General features: G+C 65.1%; 16 protein-coding genes. 9 read left to right on the top strand and 7 right to left on the bottom strand.

What is annotated here, in order from left to right:
• Window positions 1-30: 30 nt before the first annotated feature.
• Window positions 31-1212, top strand: coding sequence for a GNAT family N-acetyltransferase (locus AABA86_RS18970; protein WP_338307894.1), 1182 nt, complete (start codon window positions 31-33; stop codon window positions 1210-1212).
• Between the two features lie 148 nt (window positions 1213-1360).
• Here AABA86_RS18970 and AABA86_RS18965 read toward each other — a convergent pair whose 3' ends face one another.
• Window positions 1361-3703, bottom strand: a complete 2343-nt coding sequence (locus AABA86_RS18965; RefSeq protein ID WP_338307893.1) for a GumC family protein — start codon at window positions 3701-3703, stop codon at window positions 1361-1363.
• 205 nt (window positions 3704-3908) lie between these two features.
• Here AABA86_RS18965 and AABA86_RS18960 point away from each other — a divergent pair, with 205 nt between their 5' ends.
• The 3 genes from AABA86_RS18960 (at window position 3909) to AABA86_RS18950 (ending at window position 8147) form a co-directional block, all read left to right on the top strand.
• A complete protein-coding gene (locus AABA86_RS18960) occupies window positions 3909-5042 on the top strand; it encodes a glycosyltransferase family 4 protein (protein ID WP_338307891.1) in 1134 nt (377 codons plus the stop codon).
• Window positions 5043-5161: 119 nt separating this feature from the next.
• Complete coding sequence (locus tag AABA86_RS18955; protein WP_212244827.1) at window positions 5162-6709, top strand: undecaprenyl-phosphate glucose phosphotransferase; 1548 nt, start codon at window positions 5162-5164, stop codon at window positions 6707-6709.
• Between the two features lie 181 nt (window positions 6710-6890).
• Window positions 6891-8147, top strand: coding sequence for an O-antigen ligase family protein (locus AABA86_RS18950; RefSeq protein ID WP_212244829.1), 1257 nt, complete (start codon window positions 6891-6893; stop codon window positions 8145-8147).
• Here the strand turns inward: AABA86_RS18950 and AABA86_RS18945 are convergent.
• Window positions 8116-8592, bottom strand: a complete 477-nt coding sequence (locus tag AABA86_RS18945; RefSeq protein WP_049801985.1) for a MarR family transcriptional regulator — start codon at window positions 8590-8592, stop codon at window positions 8116-8118. The genes AABA86_RS18950 and AABA86_RS18945 overlap by 32 nt on opposite strands.
• A gap of 147 nt (window positions 8593-8739) precedes the next feature.
• On the opposite strand from AABA86_RS18945, the gene AABA86_RS18940 reads away from it, so the two are divergent.
• Window positions 8740-9936: an FAD-dependent monooxygenase gene (locus AABA86_RS18940; protein WP_338307889.1), complete on the top strand. Its 1197-nt coding sequence runs from the start codon at window positions 8740-8742 to the stop codon at window positions 9934-9936.
• Window positions 9937-10046: 110 nt separating this feature from the next.
• Here the strand turns inward: AABA86_RS18940 and AABA86_RS18935 are convergent, their stop codons facing one another.
• The 3 genes from AABA86_RS18935 to AABA86_RS18925 are packed head-to-tail and all read right to left on the bottom strand — an operon-like array spanning window position 10047 to window position 12827.
• On the bottom strand, window positions 10047-11225 hold the full coding sequence (locus AABA86_RS18935; protein WP_338307888.1) for a saccharopine dehydrogenase family protein: 1179 nt from the start codon (window positions 11223-11225) through the stop codon (window positions 10047-10049).
• A 9-nt stretch (window positions 11226-11234) separates the two neighbouring features.
• On the bottom strand, window positions 11235-12017 hold the full coding sequence (locus tag AABA86_RS18930; protein WP_338307887.1) for a DUF169 domain-containing protein: 783 nt from the start codon (window positions 12015-12017) through the stop codon (window positions 11235-11237).
• Window positions 12018-12077: 60 nt separating this feature from the next.
• Complete coding sequence (locus AABA86_RS18925) at window positions 12078-12827, bottom strand: YdcF family protein (protein ID WP_338307886.1); 750 nt, start codon at window positions 12825-12827, stop codon at window positions 12078-12080.
• Window positions 12828-13012: 185 nt separating this feature from the next.
• On the opposite strand from AABA86_RS18925, the gene AABA86_RS18920 reads away from it, so the two are divergent.
• From AABA86_RS18920 to AABA86_RS18910, 3 genes are all read left to right on the top strand, one after another.
• Window positions 13013-13954, top strand: a complete 942-nt coding sequence (locus AABA86_RS18920) for an acetamidase/formamidase family protein (protein WP_338307885.1) — start codon at window positions 13013-13015, stop codon at window positions 13952-13954.
• Window positions 13955-14154: 200 nt separating this feature from the next.
• A complete protein-coding gene (locus tag AABA86_RS18915) occupies window positions 14155-14352 on the top strand; it encodes a hypothetical protein (protein ID WP_007603456.1) in 198 nt (65 codons plus the stop codon).
• A 71-nt stretch (window positions 14353-14423) separates the two neighbouring features.
• Window positions 14424-14966 carry a GcrA family cell cycle regulator gene (locus AABA86_RS18910; protein WP_338307884.1) on the top strand — a complete coding sequence of 181 codons (543 nt, stop codon included), beginning with the start codon at window positions 14424-14426 and terminating at the stop codon, window positions 14964-14966.
• A gap of 320 nt (window positions 14967-15286) precedes the next feature.
• Here AABA86_RS18910 and AABA86_RS18905 read toward each other — a convergent pair whose 3' ends face one another.
• The gene (locus AABA86_RS18905) at window positions 15287-16843 is read right to left on the bottom strand and encodes a porin (protein WP_212244843.1); all 1557 of its coding nucleotides are present in this window, start codon (window positions 16841-16843) and stop codon (window positions 15287-15289) included.
• A gap of 403 nt (window positions 16844-17246) precedes the next feature.
• Here AABA86_RS18905 and AABA86_RS18900 point away from each other — a divergent pair, with 403 nt between their 5' ends.
• Window positions 17247-17753 (top strand): MarR family winged helix-turn-helix transcriptional regulator, encoded by a 507-nt coding sequence (locus AABA86_RS18900; RefSeq protein WP_212244845.1) that lies wholly within the window; start codon window positions 17247-17249, stop codon window positions 17751-17753.
• 110 nt (window positions 17754-17863) lie between these two features.
• Here the strand turns inward: AABA86_RS18900 and AABA86_RS18895 are convergent, their stop codons facing one another.
• Window positions 17864-18979 (bottom strand): alpha/beta hydrolase family protein, encoded by a 1116-nt coding sequence (locus AABA86_RS18895; RefSeq protein WP_212244847.1) that lies wholly within the window; start codon window positions 18977-18979, stop codon window positions 17864-17866.
• Between the last annotated feature and the right edge of the window lie 2 nt (window positions 18980-18981).

The following is an 18981-nucleotide window of genomic DNA, read 5'->3' as shown; positions in this document are numbered from 1 at the left end:
TCTATTTTGATTTCTCGACAGGTTTCGCGAATGACCATGGCTGCGGCGATGCAAAGCCGGACGGCAGAAGCGCCAGCGCGGTCGAAAGCGAGCCGTATCGCGCGTGTCGATATCGTCACCGATCTCGGCGCCGCCGAGGCGGTCTGGCGCGCCTTCGAGGAGCCCGGCCATCTCTTCACGCCCTATCAGCGGTTTGATCTGCTGAGCCCCTGGCAGCGACTGGTCGGCGAGCGCGAGGGCGCGCGGCCCTTCATCGTGATCGGCCGCGACGCCGATCACACGCCACTGATGCTGCTGCCGCTCTCGCTGCGCCAAAGCCGCGGCGTGCGCACGGCGTGCTTCATGGGCGGCAAGCATACGACCTTCAACATGGGCCTGTGGAACGCCGAGTGCGCCGCACAGGCCGCCATCGCCGATATCGAGGTGCTGCTGGCGCCGCTCCGCGAGCACGTCGACGTGCTCGTGCTGACGCAGCAGCCGCTGCGCTGGCACGGCCAGGAGAACCCGTTTGCAGCTCTGCCGCGACAGAGCGCGATCAACGGCTGTCCGCAACTGGTGATGGAGCCGGGCGGGCCGCCGGCATCGCGGATCAGCAATTCCTTCCGCCGCCGCCTCAAGAGCAAGGAAAAGAAGCTCCAGGCGCTCGCCGGCTATCGTTATCACCTTGCCACGTCAGACGCGGACGTCACCCGCCTGCTCGACTGGTTCTTCCGCGTCAAGCCGGTGCGGATGGCAGAACAGAAGCTCCCGAACGTCTTCGCCGAGCCGGGCGTCGAACAGTTCGTCCGCAGCGCCTGCCTTGCGCCGCGTGGCGAAGGCCGCGTCATCGACATCCATGCGCTGGAATGCGACGACGAGGTGATCGCCATCTTCGCCGGCGTCGCCGACGGCGAGCGCTTCTCGATGATGTTCAATACCTACACGATGTCCGAGCACGCCCGCTACAGCCCCGGGCTGATCCTGATGCGCTACATCATCGATCGCTACGGCGAGCGCGGTTACCGCTCGCTCGACCTCGGCATCGGTTCGGACGACTACAAGCGGATGTTCTGCAAGGACGACGAGGACATCTTCGACAGCTTCGTTCCGCTGACCTCGCGCGGCAAGCTCGCGGCGATGGCGATGTCCTCGCTCAGCCACGGCAAGCGGCTGGTGAAGCAAAATCAGATGCTGTTCGACTTGGCCAGGCGGCTGCGGCAGGCGTTCGGGTGAAGCCTCTCCGCGAACGCCGATATCGTAGGGTCGGCAAAGCGAAGCGTGCCCACGTCTTCTGTTACTGTATCGAATAGGTGGTGGGCACGGCGCGAACGCGCCTTTGCCCGCCCTACGATTCCGAGTGCGCGGAGAGAGAAAGAAACGCCTACGCCGCCACCACGCGCGGCGCGTCGACCGCATCCGAAGCCTGCACCGGCTTGCTCAGCATCGTCACCTCGCTGAAGCCGACCGCCTTCAGCTGCTCGCACATGAGCGTGCGCGCATCGCTCGCCATCGACGCATCGGGCACCACGACGGCGCGGGCATGCGCCGTCAGCAGCTCGGCCGGAAGGTCGGAGGCGCTGCCGGCGTCGACCAGCACGTGATCATAGGCGCGCAGCAGCGCGTCGATCGCAAGCGTCACCCGCGGCGATTGCAGCACGCTGCGGTCGAAGCCGGGACGGCCGGCCATGACGAGATGCAGCCGCGACAGCTTGTCCCGGGTGATGATTTGCGCGAACGACGCCTCGCCCTGCATCAGCTCGGCAAGGCCGGGCGCCGAAGCATCGACGGACACCGCGGCAATCGTCGGCGAGGACGCGGCGAGATCGACCACGACGACGCGCGCCTCGCGCGCCAGATGCCGGGCGAGCGTCAGGGTCGACAGCGTGATGGCTTCGCCGGAAGCGGTGCCGAGCACCGTGACCTTCTTCGCGGCAGCGCCCGCGGCGTGCAGGCGGTCGGCCAGATTTTCGATCTCGGTGAATTCGGTGACGTCCACATCGCTGACCATCTCCGGCTGCAGCGGCGCGGGCTCTGCCAAGGCTGGAGCGCTGGCTGCAGCAATGGCTGGATCGATGTCCGGCTCGACGACCGACTGTACCCGCGGCTGGACCAGCGACTCCTGGCGCACCGTCGCCTGCGCCGGGCCGACCGCGGCCACAGCGCGCGGTGCGGTCTGGCGCAACAGCTCGCCGGTGACGACGACGCCGGACGAGAGCAGCAGCGTCGCGATGGTCGCGATCAGCACGATCGGCAGCTTCTTCGGATAGGCCGGCGTGTTCGAGACGATGGCGCGCGAGATGATGCGGCCGTCGGTCGGCGCCGTATCGATGGTCTCGCGGGTATTGGCCTCGCGGTACTTGGCGAGATAGCCTTCCAGCAGATCGCGCTGCGCCTTGGCCTCGCGGTCGAGTGCGCGGAGCTGGACGTCCTGGCCGTTGGTCGAGGTCGCCTGCTTCTTGAGTTGCTCGAGGCTCACGGTCAGGCCATCGACGCGGCCGCTGGCGATCCGCGCGTCGCTTTCGAGCGAGCGGGAAATCTTGGCCGCTTCGTCGCGGATCTGATTGTCGAGGTCGCCAAGCTGCGCCCTCAGCTCCTTGATGCGCGGGTGATTGCCGAGCAGCGTGGACGACTGCTCGGCGAGCTGCGCACGCAACGTCACCCTTTGCTCCGACAGCCGCCGCATCAATTCGGAGTTCACGACTTCGGATGCCTCGATCGGCTTGCCGCTCTGGAGCATCTCCTTGATCAGCCTAGCCTTGGATTCCGCATCCGCCTTCAGCGAGCGCGCATTGTTGAGCTGAGTGTTCACCTCGCCCATCTGCTGGTTCGACAGCGTGGTGTTGTTGGTGCCGATGAACAGGCTCGACTTGGAGCGGAAGTCCTCCACCTTGGCCTCGGCGTCGGAGACCTTCTTGCGCAAGCTCTCGATCTCGCCGGCGAGCCACTGGCTGGCATTCTTGGCCTGGTCCTGGCGCGCATTCTGCTGGAGAACCAGATAGCCGTCGGCGATCGAATTGGCGACGCGGGCGGCAAGATCCGGATCGGCGGACTGGAATTCGACGACGATGACGCGCGACTTGTCGACGGCGTAGGCTTGCAGGCGCTCGTAATAGGCATCGAGCACGCGCTCTTCCGGCGTCATCGAGAACGGATCACGGCCGATACCGATCATCGCGGCCAGCGACTTCAGCGGCGAGATGCCTTGCAGCACCGGATCGAATTCGGGGCGTTCGGCGAGCTTGTTCTTCTTGATGATCTCCCGCGCGAGATCGCGCGACAGCACCAGCTGCACCTGGCTGGTGACGGCCTCGGCGTCGAGCGCCTGCCGCTCCTCGGCGCGGTCGCTGCTCGGGCGCAGGAAAACGTTCTCGCGGCCGTCGATGAGGATGCGCGATTCGGACTTGTAGCGCGGCGTGACGAGATTGACGATCGCAAAGGACGCGACCAGCGCCAGCACCGTCGGCACGATGATCCAGCCGCGCTTGCGCGCCAATGCCGCGCCGAGCGCGTGCAGGTCGATATCGCCGGATTCGACTTGGGCCTGCTTCGTGACGATCGGTGCAGGCCTGACTTCGATCTTCTGCTCGATCTTCCGCTCGATCTTGGGCTCGACTTGGACGTCAGCCTTGACGTCAGCTTTGGGCGCGACTTCGGCCTTGGACTTTGCAACAGCCCGCGCAACCACCGCCTTGTCCTTGCCGGCACGCCAGAACGCTAAACGCATCGAACACTCCCGCAGGGGCAACGCCACTAAGATACCTCAACCCCGGCGATTACACTCCATTAAGGTTGCCGCTGGGTTAATCGCGGCATGCGGCGACTTGCGCAGGCGCACGCGTCACCGTTTGTTAACCACGAGGCCCCTTAATCCGTCTCGATATTTTCCTAGGAATTGTTCGGCATTCGCCGTCGAGCGCTGGTTTTGATTCATGCCCCCCTCTCCTGACCGGCCGCTTCGCATCCTGCACGCCGTGCGTGCTCCGGTCGGCGGCATCTTCCGCCACATCCTCGACGTCGCCAACGGCCAGGTCGATCGCGGCCATCATGTCGGCATCCTCGCCGATAGCCTCACCGGCGGCGAGCGTGCCGCCAAGGCCCTCGCCGAGCTCGCGCCGCGGCTGAAGCTCGGCGTGCACCGGATGGCGATCCGCCGCGAGCCCTCGCCGGACGACGTCCTGGTGTGGCTTCGCATGCGGCGCCTGATTGCCACGCTGAAGCCCGACGTCATGCACGGCCACGGTGCCAAGGCTGGCGCCTTCATCCGCATGCGGCGACGCTCCGACGACACCATCCGCATCTACACGCCGCACGGCGGTTCGCTGCATTATCCCCTCAACACCTTCAAGGGCGAGTTTTACGCGCGACTCGAGCGCTCGCTGATGGATTCGACCGACCTGTTCCTGTTCGAAAGCGCGTTTGCCCGCGACACCTATCAACGCATCGTCGGCACGCCCAAGGGCGTGGTCCATTGCGTCTTCAACGGCGTGACGCCGGAAGAATTTGAGCCTGTTATCACCGCCGAGGATGCGACCGATCTCTGCTATGTCGGCGAGTTCAGGCACATCAAGGGCGCCGATCTCCTGGTCGATGCCGTGGCGCGCCTGCACGAGGGCGGCAAGAAGGTCACGCTGACGCTCGGCGGCGACGGCGAGGAAACGGCGGCGTTGAAGGCGCAGGTCGAGAAGCTCGGTTTGTCCGGCGCCATCCGCTTTATCGGTCACGTCAAGGCGCGCTACGGCTTCTCCAAGGGGCGGCTGCTGGTCGTCCCCTCGCGCGGCGATTCCATGCCCTATGTCGTGATCGAGGCCGGCGCTGCCGGCATTCCCATGATCGCATCGCGCATCGGCGGCATTCCCGAGATCTTCGGCTCCGAGAGTCCGGCCCTGTTCGCGCCGAGCAATTCCGAGGCCATGGCCGAGGCGATCGCGGCCGCACTCGACGATCCCGCAGCAACGGCGCAGCGCGCCGTGTCCTTGCGTGAACGCATCTCGGCGCATTTCTCGCAGGCCGCCATGGTCGACGGCGTGATCGCCGGCTATCGCGATGCATTTGCCAATCATTAACCATCCTTAAGCCCGCTTTAGAAAATCTTCCGATTTGTTCGATAATCGAAGGACCGGGGGATGCCGCCCGGGCGCCAACGCTATTGGCCCGCGGGTGCTTGAAATGGACGTGGACGCCCGTGGAACCGCTCAACGCACGCTCGATGCTCGATGCCGCGACCAGCGCCGCGGCGAAACCCGCTGACCAACCCTTCGTGGAGCGTCGTCGCCGGCTCTCGCCCGCCGCGCTCGAGGTCGTCAACCAGAAGGTCGCGCGCGCCTATTCGCCGATCGTGATCGCCGGCTTCGTGCGCGTGGCCGACTTCGCGCTGCTGAGCCTCGTCGGTATCGCGCTCTATGTCGGCTACGTCATGCCGCTCTCCGGCTTCAGCTGGGTCTATCCCGCCGAGGTCATCGCCGTATCGATCGCCGCCGTGATCTGCTTCCAGGCCGCCGACATCTACCAGGTGCAGCTGTTCCGCGGACAGCTCCGGCAGATGACACGGATGATCTCGTCCTGGTCGTTCGTCTTCCTGCTGTTCATCGGCATCTCCTTCTTCGCCAAATACGGCAGCGAAATCTCGCGGCTGTGGCTTGCCGCCTTCTACTTCCTCGGGCTCGCCGCGCTGCTCGCCGAGCGCCTTGTGCTGCGCTCGCTGGTGCGCGGCTGGGCGCGCCAGGGGCGGCTCGACCGCCGCACCATCATCGTCGGCGCCGACAGCAACGGCGAGCAGCTGGTCGAAGCGCTGAAGGCGCAGGAGGATTCCGACATCCACGTGCTCGGCGTGTTCGACGACCGCAACGACAGCCGCGCGCTCGACACCTGCGCCGGCGCGCGCAAGCTCGGCAAGGTCGACGACATCGTCGAATTCGCCCGCCGCACCCGCGTCGATCTCGTGCTGTTCGCGCTGCCGATCTCGGCGGAGACGCGCATCCTGGAGATGCTGAAGAAGCTCTGGGTGCTGCCGGTCGACATCCGCCTCTCCGCGCACACCAACAAGCTGCGCTTCCGGCCCCGCTCCTATTCCTATCTCGGCGAGGTGCCCACGCTCGACGTGTTCGAGGCGCCGATCACCGACTGGGATCTGGTGATGAAATGGCTGTTCGACCGCGTCGTCGGCAGCCTCGCGCTGCTCGCGGCCCTGCCGGTGATGGGGCTGGTGGCGCTGGCGGTGAAGCTCGACAGCCCCGGCCCGGCGCTGTTCCGCCAGAAGCGCTTCGGCTTCAACAACGAGCGCATCGACGTCTACAAGTTCCGCTCGATGTACCACCATCAGGCGGATCCCACGGCCTCCAAGGTCGTGACCAAGAACGATCCGCGCGTCACCCGTGTCGGCCGCTTCATCCGCAAGACCAGCCTCGACGAGCTGCCGCAGCTCTTCAACGTGGTCTTCTCCGGCAACCTCTCTTTGGTCGGGCCGCGCCCGCATGCGGTGCAGGGCAAGCTGCAGAGCCGGCTGTTCGACGAAGCCGTCGACGGCTATTTCGCCCGCCACCGCGTCAAGCCCGGCATCACCGGCTGGGCCCAGATCAACGGCTGGCGCGGCGAGATCGACAACGAAGAGAAGATCCAGAAGCGCGTCGAGTTCGACCTCTATTACATCGAGAACTGGTCGGTGCTGTTCGACCTCTACATTCTCCTGAAGACGCCGATCTCGCTGCTGACCAAGAACGAGAACGCGTATTGAGTTGAGTTTCTCCGTCATGCCCCGCCTTGTGCGCGCTTGCGCACTGGAGCGGGGCATCCAGTACGCCACGGCGCCGGCCGTCTTCTCCAATGGCCGCCACGGAGTACTGGATCGCCCGGTCAAGCCGGGCGATGACAGCGGTGTTTGTGACGTGTGAGTAGCGTAAGCGTATGAGCATGTGATGGCGTATGCGGCGACAGCCGGTGGAGTGAACATAGCCGTACCGGCTGCGCCCGGCGTGCTGGCGCTGCAGCGCGCGCTGGTGTGGCTGGTCGGCGCCTCCGGCGCGGTCGTCTTCATCGAGCCGAGCCCCTACGAGATCATGACGCTGCTCGCGGCCGTCGCGTTCTTCGCGACCGGCCTGCGGCTGCGGCTCGCGCTGATGCCGCTGGTGTTGATGCTGGTCCTGCTCAATATCGGCTACACCATCAGCGCGATTCCGCTGTTCGAGCAGTCCGAGGTGGTGAGCTGGATCGCGACCTCCTGGTACATGGCGGTGACCGTAGTGTTCTTCGCCATGGTCACGTCCGAGGACACCGCGGCCCGGCTCGACATGCTCCGCCGCGGCCTCGTGGTCGGCGCGATGATCGCCGCACTGCTGGCGGTCGCCGGCTATTTCCACCTGGTTCCCGGCGGCAACGATCTGCTCACGCTCTACGGCCGTGCGCGCGGCACGTTCAAGGACCCGAACGTGCTCGGCGCCTTCCTGATCCTGCCCGCGCTGTTTGCGCTGCAGAGCGTGGTTTCGGACAAGCTGGCGAAGGCCTTCCGCAACGTCATCGCCTTCGGCATCATGTCGCTCGCGATCCTGCTCGCCTTCTCGCGTGCCGCCTGGGGCGGCCTCGTGCTGACCTCCGCCTTCATGCTGGCGCTGATGGTGCTGACCAGCCGCACCAACGCGCAGCGCTCGCGCATCATCATCATGGCGATCGTCGCCGCGGTGCTGGGGCTCGCGCTGATCGCGGTGCTGCTGTCGTTCGATTCCACCGCCGAGATGTTCAAGCAGCGCGCCAGCTTCGACCAGAGCTACGACGAGGGCCGCTTCGGCCGGTTCGGCCGCCACATCCTGGGCGCGGAGATGGCGCTCGACCTGCCGTTCGGCATCGGCCCCCTGCAATTCCACCGCTTCTTCCCCGAGGACACCCACAACTCCTATCTCAACGCCTTCATGTCCGGCGGCTGGCTGTCCGGCGTTTGCTATCCCGCGCTGGTCTTCACCACCGTCATCATGGGCTTCAGGCACATCTTCGTCCCGGTGCCCTGGCAGCGCGCTTATCTCGCAATGTTCTCCGCCTTCGTCGGCACCGTCGGCGAAAGCTTCGTGATCGACACCGACCACTGGCGGCACTTCTGGATGATGCTGGGCGCGATGTGGGGCATGATCGCGGCTGCGCAGATCTACAAGATCAGGGCTGGCGAGGACGCGTCTTCAACTTGAGAGCCGGACGTTTTTCCGGCGGCGTGTCGAGCAGGCTCTTCAGCGCCTCGGTCGCCGCGAGCACGCCCTTGTAGCCCTCGTTGGCGAAACGCAGCAGCAGCCGCAATTCCTCATCGGAATAGCCGCCGAACACCTTCTCCATCGCCTGCTGCATCGGCACGTAGAACTGGCCGATCTTCATCGCCGCGTCCGGCACGACGGCGATGAAGACCTTGCGGCGGTCTTTCTCATCGCGTTCACGGCGCACCAGCCCCGCCTTCTCGAGCCGGTCGACCACGCCGGTGATCGCACCGGTCGTGAGGCCCGTAACCTCGGCGAGCCTCCCTGCAGTGACGCGACCCTCGAGATACAGGATGTCCATGCATTCGAGGTCGGAATTGGCAATTCCGGCAACGTTGGCAACGGTTTGCCCATAGAGCACGCCCTGCGCGGACGACCGGCGCATGGCGTCCTCGAGCTCCTGCAGCAGCGCGTTGCGCGCCTTCGTCCTTGACAAGGCCGACCTCATATCTTAGGCGATATATATCTTAGTAACTAAGAGATTTAGCAACCGTAATTCCTCCTAGCACCACGGAAACGTCGGGAGCAAGCCATGTCCTATCGACCCCGCAAGGCCCTGATCATCGGCGCCGGCATTGCCGGCCCCGTGGCCGCGATCCTGCTGCGCCGCGCCGGCATCGAGTCCGCGATCTACGAGGCCTGGCCCTATTCGAAGGGCATCGGCGGCGGCCTTCAGATCGCGCCGAACGGCATGCATGTGATGGACGAGATCGGGCTGGCGAACGAGTTGATCAGCCGCGGCTCGGTCGCGGAGGCGTTCGACTTCTATTCGCAGGGCGGCGCGAGGCTCGGCTCGATCAATCGCGACATGGAACGGCGCTTCGGCCAGCCTGCGGTGAACGTCTGCCGTGCCGCGCTGAACGAGATGCTTGTCGACAAGGCCTGGTGCGCCTGCGTTTCGCTCTATTTCGAGAAGCGCCTGATCAAGGTCGAGGACCGCGGCGACCAGCCGATCATTGCCTATTTCGCCGACGGCACCACCGCCGAAGGCGACTTCCTGATCGGCGCCGACGGCGTGCACTCGATCACGCGTCGACAGGTGGTGCCGGACGGACCGCAGCCGTTCAACACCGGCCTGATCGGCTTCGGCGGCTTCGTGCCGCACGCCGTGCTCGACGGCAGATCGATCGGCCGGCACGTCGAAACCACGTTCGGCCAGAGCGGCTTCTTCGGTTACGGCTATTGTAGCCCCGATCCGAACGACGGCGTGATGTGGTGGAGCACGCAGCCCGCGCACGGCATGGACGCCGCGATGTTCCGCGCGCTCGACCCGTCGACGCTGAAGCAGCATCTGCGCGGCTTCCACCGCGGCTGGCACGATCCGATCCCCGACATCATCGAGGCCGCCGAGAACATCGTGGTCACCGACACGCTCGACGTCGCGACCCTGCCGACCTGGTCGCGCAAGCGCTCGCTGCTGATTGGGGACGCCGCGCATGCGACCAGCCCCCATGCCGGCCAGGGCGCCTCGCTGGCGCTCGAGGATGCGATGCGGCTTGCCCGCCTGATGCAGGAAGGCCAGGAGCTCGGCGCCACCTTCCAGGCCTTCGAGGCCGAACGCCGCCCGCGCACCGAGAAGATCGTCGCGATGGCGCGCCGCAACGGCAACAGCAAGCGCGAGTTCAGCGCCACCGGCGCGTGGGTCCGCAATCAGATGCTGAAATGGCTGCTGCCGCTGGGATCGAAAAGCATGGAGTTCATGTACGCGTATGATGCGCGGGCGGTGTAACAGAGACGGTGCCGCAGGGTGGGCAAAGCGCAGCGTGCCCACCATCTCTCTCCAATCGGGACAATGGTGGGCACGGCGCGTTGCGCCTTTGCCCACTCTACGGCACCGAGCTAGCCCTCCACCCTGAACGTCAGCCCCGCATTGTCCTGCAGCCGCTTGATCAGCTTGTGCTGCATCGCTGCGCCCGGGGTCCAGAAGCCGGCCGGAACGTCCGCGGCGTCGCGCAGCAGGCAGATCGCGCATTCGGAGATCATCTTCGAGGTCGAGCCGTAGCCGGGATCGCGGTCGCCGGTGACGCCGGCGCGGACCATGCGGCCGTCGGGCGCGATCGCGACATAGAGCAGGTTGAACAGACCGTTCTCGCGCTCTTCCTTCGACGGCCCCTCGCCCGGCTTCGGCGCATTCGGGCCGGTCTTCTCGGCATTGACCGCCATCACGCGCTTCGCGTTGGCCTCGCCCTTTTCGCCGGGGCCGGTCAGAACCATCTCGTCGTAGACGAACTCGCGGCCGTAGGGAAAGCCCATCAGCATGTTGGAGCGATGGACGTTGCGCGTGTTGATCAGCGCCATCATGAACGGCGCGGCCCAGGATTGCAGATCCTCCTCGTAAGCCGCTCTGTTGCCTTTCGGCTGCTTCGGACCGGTAAATCCGGGCGTCAGCGCAAAATGGTCGTTGAGGATGGCGACGAGGCTGAGATCCTTGGCAACCGCGTCGAAAGTCGCTTTCGCACTCGCCGCGGTACCGCCTGACAGCGTGCCGCGCATGTCGCGCACGCGGCCCTTGACGCGCGCAGCCGGCGCACCGAACACGCGCCTGGCCTCTTCCTGCACGAAGAACGTGCCAAGCTCGAACGGCACGGAATCGTAGCCGCAGGAAAACACGATGCGCGCGCCGCTCGCCTTGGCCGCCGCATCGTACTTGTCGATCATCTGGCGCATCCAGACCGGCTCGCCGCACAGATCGAAATAGTCTGTGCCCGCAGCGATACAGGCCGCGAGCAAATCCTCGCCATAGAATTGGTACGGACCGACCGTCGTGATCACCGATCTGGTCTGCGCCACCATCGCCTTCAGCGAGGCCGCGTCCGACGCATCTGCCACGATCAGCGGCGTATCCGCGGGCGCTCCGATCGCATCACGCACCGATTTGAGCTTGTCGAGGCTACGGCCCGCCATCGCCCATGTCAGCGCCTTGTCGTCCCTGTAATGCGTCGCCAGATACTCGGCGACGAGCTGGCCGGTGAAACCGGTGGCGCCGTAGACGACGATGTCGAATTTCGCAGAGCTCATGATCGGCCTTTACTTCTTCGCGTAACTCACGCCCATGCCGGCACGGACGTCGCTTTGAATGCCATAGGGCGGGATCGGATAGCGCAGCCCGTTCCTGGCCAGCGCCTTCATGCCTTCAACTGCCTTGGCGAGATGCGAAGGCTTCAAGGCCATCAGCATCTCCTCGTCCGGCACGCCGCCATAGCGCCGTTCGGCATAGCATGGCAAGGACAGGCTGGGCTCCCCGGTCTTGAGCGCCCGCCCCCAGGAATCCGCGCAGGCGGTCTCTCCGACCACGCCCCATTCGAACTTCTTGTAGCCGGTATATTGCAGCCCGTTGATCAGGATGATCATCTGCCCCGGCGTCGCATAGACTAGGCAGATGTCGGGCGGATTGAGCCGGCCGCTGGCGAGCGGACTGACGGCGAGCGCCTGATAGTGTCCGAACGGAACCACGTCCAGCGCCTCCTGGCGCTTGCGCGCGTCCTCCGCCGTGCCGTGCCAGACCCCAACATAATTTTCCCCGGCGAGCCATTTCTCGTCCTGTGGCGCGAGCCCGATCACCGCGCGGCATTGCGCGCCGACGAGGTCATCGGCCGTGATGCCGACGGTCCAGCCCAGCCGTGCGGCCATGCTGACGATCTGGTCGGTGGTATGGATCGCATTCGGCCGCCGGATTTTCGGGATCGCCTCCATCTCTGCCGCTTGCGCGAACAACTTCATGCCGATCACATTGGTCTTCAGCCGCAGCAGGCTGTTGAGATCGGCGACGAGGCCGCCAAGATCGATGCTGTCTGCACTCTGCTGTTGCATGGCTTCCTCCGGGCCGGCGATCGTGCGCCGGCGCTGTGTTCTTATTCTGCAGCTCTCGTTCTAGTCCTTGCCCGGTCCCGGAAGCAACTCGCCGGTCCTGCCCATCAGACGGTAGGCCACCAGCCCGATCCACTCGCGCACCGCGACTTCGGTTCGGCCCAGCCCGTCCGCGCCCATGTTGGTGAAGGCGAAGAGATCGTCACGCCCGCCCATCCGCCAGTCCACGGGATAGGCCTCGACGTCAAATCCGGCCTTGCGGAAGATTCCCATCGAGCGCGGCATGTGGAAGGCCGATGTCACCAGAAGCCAGCGCTCGCCCGGCTTCGGCGTCACCAGCTGTTTCGTGAAGATCGCATTCTCCCAGGTGTTGCGGGAGCTGCGTTCCAGGACGAGGCGCTCTTTCGAGATGCCCAGATTTTCGAGGATCGGCGCCGAGTAATCCGCTTCCCTGGCATCAGTGGAGACCAGGTTCGCCGTCCCCCCGGTAAACACGATGCGCGCATTCGGATAGCGGCGCGCGAGCTCGGCCGGCGCAAACAGACGATCGGCGGCGTGCGCGACCACCGGCGTGCGATGCGCCGCCGACAGATCGGTGTCGACCGAGCCGCCGAGCACGATGATGCCGTCGGGCGCGCCGCGCGCGGGGTCCCACGCCGGAAAGCGCGACTCCAGCGGATAGATCAGGAGATTGCCGAGCGGCGAGAACGCCGCCAGCGCCAGCAGCACCAGCGTGGTCACGGCAAGCTTGCGGCCGAGCGCGGCAAAGCGCGTCGCCATCAGCACCAGCGACAGGATGCCGAGCTCGACCATGAAGTTGATCGGCAGCAGCGCAGTGCCAATTGTCTTGGACAGGACGAAAAACAGGGGAGCCTCGCTGGAATGAACTGGCCGGTCCGCGCGGGGCTTGACCTGCCCGGCGATCTTCAGAAATCTTCTTGAAAGAGGATCGATCGCCGGGTCAAGCCCGGCCTGATGAAAGCGACCGGACGCGGCACATGACCCATCACCACCTGCATTCCAGCCCCAAAACCTGCCATTGGGGCTTCTTCGAAGCCGCGCTCAAGCCCGTGCTGACGATCCAAAGCGGCGACGAGGTGACGGTCGACACCATCAGCGGCGGCCCCGACATGCTGCCCGACCGCGACAAGTTTCACGTTCCCCCCGAGATGTTCGAGGTTCACGCCAACAACGAGCGCATGCTGCCCGGCCACATCCTGACCGGCCCGATCGCGGTCGAAGGCGCCGAGCCCGGCGACGTGCTCGCGGTCGAGATCCTCGACGTCCAGCTCCGGCAGGACTGGGGCTGGAACATGATCAAGCCGCTGTCCGGCACCCTGCCCGACGATTTCCACGAGACCCGCATCCTCAACATCCCGCTCGACCGGACGCGGATGACCGGCCGCATGCCGTGGGGCCTCGACCTCGCGCTCAAGCCGTTCTTCGGCGTGATGGGCGTCTCGCCGCCGCCGGCCTGGGGCCGCATCTCCTCGCTGATCCCGCGCGCGATGGGCGGCAATCTCGACAACAAGGAGCTCGGCGCCGGCGCGACGCTCTATTTGCCGGTGTTCGTGCCGGGCGCGATGTTCTCCTGCGGCGACGGCCATGGCGTGCAGGGCGACGGCGAGGTCTGCGTCACCGCAATCGAGACCGCGCTGCAGGGCCGCTTTCGCCTGACGCTGCGCAAGGACCTCAAGTTCGACTATCCCCGCGCCGAGACGGCGACCCACTACATGACTATGGCGATGGACCCCGACCTCGACCAATGCGTCGTGCGCGCGCTGCGGGACATGATCGCGCTGCTCGGCGAGCGGCGAAACCTGTCGCGCGAGGACGCCTACACGTTGTGCAGCCTGGCCGCCGATCTCAGGGTGACCCAGACCGTCAACGGCGCCAAGGGCATCCATTGCATGATCGAAAAGGCGATCGTGCACGGCTGAGCCGGCCCGCACCTCCTGACCTGTCGACGCCACGCCGCCGCCCGATGCTTCGCGCGGCGCGCCGAGCCGCGGCTATTTTCCCGTGCGATTCCAACACGCTAAGCGTCAGGCCCAAGCTGCATTTGACTTCCACCCCCGAACCTAAATAGAGTCTTAATCGTTACTTTTATGTACCCGAGTAAGAGGCTAGCGTTCGGGCCATGGCCACCGAAAAAGCCGAGACTGACCGTATTCCCGTAACCTTGGCGCTCTCGACCATCACCTACCTGGAGAAGCTGGTGAGACAGGGCACCCACGGCACCAGCGTTCCCGGCGTCGCACGTACCTTGATCGAGGAAGGCATCCGTCTCGCCATCAAGGACGGGCTTTTGTCGATTCGCGACAACGGCAGAACGTGAGCGCGCGCCGGACGTGAACGGACGGATCTCGGAAGGCGGATGGCCACATCTGCAACCTGGGACCGCGACACATGCCTGTTCTCTCACCAACCTCTTCACCGACCTGTTCTGCGCCGACGTCTTCCTCGACGACCTATTCCGCGAGGACTTATTCCTCAAGAACTTGGACCGACGAGCGCATCGAACTTCTGAAGCAGCATTTCGAGGCCGGCCTCTCCTGCCGCGAGATCGCCGCCGACATCGGCGTCAGCCGCAACGCGGTGATCGGCAAGCTGTCCCGCCTCAATCTCACGCGCGGCCGCACCCTCGACGAGCGCAAGGTTCAGGACAGGCCGGCGCGGGCGCCGAGAGCGGTGCCGCGGCTGCAATATGAGATGCTCGCCACGATCTATGGCGACACTGACGCACCCGTGGCCACAGGTCCGATCGACGACGCCAATCGCTGCTCGCTGATGGAGCTTGCCGAGAACCGCTGCCGCTGGCCGATCTCAACACCGGGCGCCGAGGATTTCTGCTTCTGCGGCAACGCCGCACCCGACGGTCAGCCCTATTGCGCCGGCCACAGCCGCCTCGCCTACCGGCCGAATTCACGCGCCCGAATGATGCGCGGTTAGCATCCGTCTGACGCGCTTTCTTGACGCGAACCGGTATCCCCTTCGCTTGAAAACGCTATGCCTCCCAAAAACGAAAAACCTCCGGCGGGGCATCGCCGGAGGTTTCTGGAGGCTTAGCGTGAAGCTAAGAGCCGCAACTTTCGTATTTGGCTGAGAGATATATAGCTTAGTAACTCATGTAAGTAAATAAATCGGGGCCGACGGAATCGCATAGCTCGTCTTCGCCTTCCGCACGGGCTATTCGGATTTCCGAAGGCCCTGCAAAAAAGGCCCCGGCGGTGTCCCGCCGGGGCCGTGTCGGATCGCAATAGACCTTGGGCTCACCAGTTGCGCTGGGCGCGCAGCAGCATGCTGTAGGTGTCCTGATCCTTCAGCTCGTAGGTCGCCGCCGGCTTGGCGACGCCCGTCAGTGCTCCGGTCGTGATCACGCCCGAATACTTCTGGTCGAGGTGGCTGTAGGTGAAGTCAGCCGAGAAGGTCAGGTTCTTCACCGGCGTCCAGCGGGTAATGACACCGACCTGGCCGATGTTGAAGTCCGGGTTGCAGGTGCCGGTCAGGGTGGCGAACGCCGCGCTGCCGCAGATCAGGCCCTTCGCGGTACCGCTGTAGTTGACCGCAGCCCACGCGCCGTACAGCGCCGTGTTCCAGTACGGGCTCCAGTTGTGGGTGTAGGCACCCCGGAAGCCGTAGGTCTTGGTCAGCTCGAGCTGGCCGCCCGGAGCGAACACCGCGTCAGACACGCCGGCAAAGCCGATGCTCTGATAAGCGGCGTTCGAGCTGCCGAACATCGAGTAGCTGGTCGCAGCCAGCTCCTGGAAGTTGTAGCGGCTCGCGCCCTCGGTGTAGACGCCCGAGATGTTGATCACGTCGCCTGCGCCGGTCGGGATGTTCTTGATGCCCAAGGCGAGCTGAACGGCCCAGCCCCACTTGTCTTCGGGATGACCCGTGGCTTCAGAGGCGCCGTAATAGGCGACATGGTTGTCGTGCGCAGCGACCGACGCCTGGAACAGACCCCAGGCCTGATCGACGCGAACCATCGCGACGAGGTCGGGCGAGCGGCTGCCGCCGATGTCGTTCGAGCCGTAGGCACCGCCGAGCACGCCGGTGGTCGACATGCCGGCCGTGTTCCAGAGGCTGGTCTGGTAGACCTGCGTCTGGTCCTGCGCCGAGAACGCCGCCGTGACGCCCTGGCCGAAATCGGCCGTGTAGGTGAACTGCGCCACACCGTTGGTGCTGCCGCTGCCGCCGACGAGCTGGTCGAAATTGTTGCCGGGATAGTTGATCCAGGGCGCGTCGAACTGCGACACCGCCTTACCCATGGTGAAGCCGGCGAACTGGATGAAGGCGTAGTAGACGCCGAGCGCGCCGCCCGAGAGGTTGCCGTCGGTGCCGTTGATGTTGCCGCCGCTCGAGCCGGTGAGGCCGGTGCCGGCCGCGTTGAGGCCGATCGTGCCGCTGTACTGGGTCGCACCGGTGGCCGAACCCGTTCCGCCATAGCTGCCGGTCGTCCAGGTGAAGACCGCGTCGAAATAGGTGCGGACCACGCCGTATTCGGTCGAGGTGCGCGTGTCGATGTTGAGATCTTCACGAGCGCGCATCGAGTAGTAGTTGTTCAGGCGGTTGTTGCCCGCGAACACGCCGTTGTACTGGGCGCTGTAGTTACCGCCGGCGTTGAGCGCCACTTCGGCACGCACATAGCCGCCGAGCTTGATGCAGGTGTCGGTGCCCGGGATGTAGTAGTAGCCCGCGCCGTACAGCGAGCAGATCTTGACGTACTCGACTGCCTTGGCCTTGACCGGAAGATCGGCCGCCTGGGCTCCCCCGACGGCGATCAAACCCGCCGCAGTGCCGAGCAAAAGGCTCTTCACCACTTTCATCTTAAAACCTCCAAGTTGCTCATTTTACGGAGACCGGACCGTGAGGCCCCCCAAGATCCCCGTCTCTATCAATCCGCTCGGCCGCTTTCGGACACCCCCCGCTTTCGACGCGAGAAACGTGAGCGAACCACCTGCAACGGGACGATCGAGTACCCCCCACCGTCACGGGCCAATATGCCCGCGTCGTTCGCTAATCAAAATACTTTATTAAGTCAGGTTTCCGATTTCCACCGAGCCTGTGCCCCGCGCGCAACACCGCGGGCCGGACGAATCGCTGAGCTGATCATCTTTGTAGTTTTCGTGACAAAATTAGCCTGCTCTGCACTTGCGTCAGAGCAGGCTTGCGTGGACTATGGCCCTCCACGAACACCGGCCTGAACAATCGGTTCACGGGAGTGACGCTGTGTCCGCGACGAGGAAAGAAGGAGCGCGCCTGCGCTCGATCGGCAACCTGGATATCATCAGGCGCTTCACCTGGGAGATATCGTCGATCAACATGTATCTGGAGGAGCTGCGTCAGTTCTGGGCGAAGACGCTCGGCATCAGCGGCCCGCAATGGCTGATCCTGATGGCCATCTCCGACCTCGACAAGGACGACGGCATTCCGGTCAACGTGGTCTCCAAGCTCCTCCACGTCGATCCGTCCTTCGTCACCACCCAGTCCAAGCTGCTGGAAAAGAAGGGCCTGCTCCGCCGTCGCCCCTCGCCGACCGACGCCAGGGTGGTCCGGCTGTCCCTGACCGACAAGACCCAGAAGCACATCGCGAGCCTCAACGAGCAGTACAAGACGATCCGCGAATTCGTCTTCCAGGAGTTCGACGAGAACGAGCTGACGGAATTCACCGCAAAGCTCGCGACGCTGAAGAACCGCCTCCAGAAAGCCTGCGTCCGGATCTCGCTCGACTTCTAAAGCGCGATGCGATCAGGATGAATCGTCATCGCGCTTTGGGTTGTCGTTTAAGCATGACCTTTTCGGAAAACCGCTGCGCACTTTTCCGGATCATGCCTTAGGGCCTGGGCTCAGATCCGCCGAGCGGCGGCGCCGAGCCGCGATTCGAGCCAGTCGAAGATGTATTCGTTGGCAAGGCTCGGATTGTCCGCATGGGACTGCGCCGCGCCGGTCTCCGCCGCGGTGAACACCTTCAGCATGACATCCGAGCTGGCGAGCCGGGAGCTCTCGACGATCTGGCGCGCCCGGTCGGCCTTGAGCCAGCCGTCCTCACCGAGCGTGATCAGCACCGGACAGTCGGCGCTGGAGGCCATGAGCGGTGCATGCGGCACCGGCACGATGCTGACGTCGCTCATCGCGAACCGGCTGGCAAAGAAGGCCCGCTCGTGCAGGTCCCATAGACCGCCATCGCAGACGGCGGCGGCAAGCCGCGGCTCCTGCAACACCGCGCGCGCCACGAAGGACGAGCCCCAGCCGTCGGCAATGATCCCGACCCGGGCGAAATCGATATCGCCGCGCGTCTCCAGATAGTCCATGACGCCGGGAATCGCGCTCTCGAGATCCCGGCGCCGGAGCAGCACGTCGAGATAGTCGTCGCGCTGGTCGCCAAGCAGGTCGAGCGCCAGCATCGAGAATCCTCGCTCGCGCGCATGCGGCACGAGCTTGAACAGGAATTCCTCCTTGCGATGGCCGGGCTCGCCGATGCAGATCACGGTCGGAGCCCGCCCGCTTCCCGACGGCGCGGGAAGGAAATAGCCCTGCAACGCGTGTCCGTCGAGCCAGGGGATGGTGACGACCTCGCCGGCGGGACCGCGCGCCGAAAGGTAGCGGCGGGCGCATTCCTGCATCGCGAGCACCGCAACCCAGCGGCGCTCGTCGGCCGGGTCGAGCGGCATCGCCGCCGCACCATAGTAGTTCATGGCGCGCAGCCAGTTGCGCTGCGCGCTCGCCATGTGGCCTTCGGCGAACGCGGCCTCGGCGCGCTGCCGATTGGCCTGCGCCAGCCTCTTCCACTCGCGATGCCAGGACTTGTCGTCGCCCCGCTTCAGCTGCCGCGCGATCATCAGGCATTCGGCGATCGTGGCGCCACCCTCCTGGGCCGCGGTCAAGAGCCGGGTAAATTCAGCGGAGATGTCCTCCCGCTCCGGGCAGAGGATCCAGTCGTCGGAGAGGCATGCGGGTATCATCG

Origin of the sequence: Bradyrhizobium sp. TM233 (genome assembly GCF_036247965.1) — a bacterium.
Lineage (GTDB): Bacteria > Pseudomonadota > Alphaproteobacteria > Rhizobiales > Xanthobacteraceae > Bradyrhizobium > Bradyrhizobium ottawaense.
Note: the sequence above shows the minus strand (reverse complement) of the source record. Positions and strands in the feature narration are given on the sequence as shown.